Annotated in this window: 1 protein-coding gene; it reads right to left on the bottom strand. The window is 71.8% G+C overall.

Annotated features, from left to right (window positions below):
• Positions 1-185: 185 nt before the first annotated feature.
• Positions 186-1,211: an aspartate-semialdehyde dehydrogenase gene (locus ACFWGJ_RS43590; RefSeq protein WP_387334531.1), complete on the bottom strand. Its 1,026-nt coding sequence runs from the start codon at positions 1,209-1,211 to the stop codon at positions 186-188.
• Between the last annotated feature and the right edge of the window lie 460 nt (positions 1,212-1,671).

Raw genomic sequence — 1,671 nt, 5'->3', positions numbered from 1 at the left:
CCCGCGCCCCTGAAGACAAAAGCTGGGGCGCAGCCCCGCTTTTGAGGGGCGCGGGGAACTGCGCGGCCAGCCCCCACCGGCCGGCGGACGACGATCCGCCCCAGGCCTGCGCCTCCAAGGGGCGCGGGGAACTGCGCGGGTCACCCCCACCGACCCGCACCCGACACACACCCCCGCGGCAGCGGTCAGCTGAGTTCCGCCGCCACCAGCTCCGCGATCTGGACGGCGTTCAACGCCGCCCCCTTGCGGAGGTTGTCGTTCGAGACGAACAGCGCGATCCCGTGCTCGACCGTCTCGTCCGCACGGATCCGCCCCACGAACGACGGATCCTGCCCAGCAGCCTGCAGCGGAGTGGGAATGTCCGAGAGGGCAACCCCCGGCGCCCCCGCCAGCAGCTCCGTGGCCCGCTCCGCGCTCAACGGCCGCGCGAACCGCGCATTGACCTGCAGCGAGTGCCCCGAGAACACCGGCACCCGGACACAGGTACCGGACACCTTGAGCCTCGGGATCTCCAGGATCTTGCGGGACTCGTGCCGCAGCTTCTGCTCCTCGTCGGTCTCGTTCAGGCCGTCGTCGACGATGGACCCGGCGAGCGGGAGGACGTTGAAGGCGATGGGCCGCTGGTAGACCTGCGGCTCGGGGAAGTCGACCGCGGAACCGTCGTGGGTCAGCTTGTCCGCGTCGGCGACGACCTTCTGCGCCTGGCCGTGCAGCTCGGCGACCCCGGCGAGCCCGGACCCGGAGACGGCCTGGTAGGTGGCGACGACGAGCGCTTCGAGCCCCGCCTCCGCGTGCAGCGGCTTGAGCACGGGCATCGCGGCCATGGTCGTGCAGTTCGGGTTGGCGATGATGCCCTTGGGCCGGTCCGCGACCGCGTGCGGGTTGACCTCGGAGACCACCAGCGGGACCTCGGGGTCCTTGCGCCACGCGGAGGAGTTGTCGATCACGACGGCACCCTGCGAGGCGACCTTCTCGGCAAGGGCCCGGGACGTGGCGCCGCCCGCGGAGAACAGCACGATGTCGAGGCCGGAGTAGTCGGCGGTGGAGGCGTCCTCCACCGTCACGGACTTGTCCTTGTAGGCGATCGTCGAACCGGCCGAACGGGCCGAGGCGAACAGACGCAGCGTCTCCACCGGGAACTCGCGCTCGGCGAGGATCCTCAGCATGACGGTGCCGACCTGACCGGTGGCTCCGACGATTCCTACCTTCACAGCGACTCCTTCTGCGTGCGCTTCTGCCTGCGCTTACGCCTGCTCGTCTTCCGGCCGGGACATGGCCGAGTTTCCATCATGTGTCTCACCCGGGCCCATGTGTCCAATCCTTTGCCCGCGCACTGAGACGGTGTGACATACGCCTCCGTCGCCGGGGGCGGCCCGGCGGAAGCCGGTCGGCGCCGGCCGAACGTTTCGTACGCCTCGTGCGTCTATGAGGAAACGCGGTGAGGGGAGGGGCGCTGTGCTGCGCAGAAAGACCCGCCGCGTCCAGGGGGCCGAGGAGTCGGCCCGGGGAGTGCTCGACGACCCCCTGGACGCGGCACAGGAGCGTCGGGTGCGTGCCGTGCTCGCGCTCGGCGGCGTGGGGCGGGGGCAGCCGCGCCCGCTCGTGGCGCTGGCGACGGGGGGGGGGCCGGTGGGGGGGGGGGGGGGGGCGGCGGCGGGGCGGAGAGAGTGA

It is taken from the genome of Streptomyces sp. NPDC060205 (assembly GCF_042728395.1).
Taxonomy (GTDB): domain Bacteria; phylum Actinomycetota; class Actinomycetes; order Streptomycetales; family Streptomycetaceae; genus Streptomyces.
Note: the sequence above shows the minus strand (reverse complement) of the source record. Positions and strands in the feature narration are given on the sequence as shown.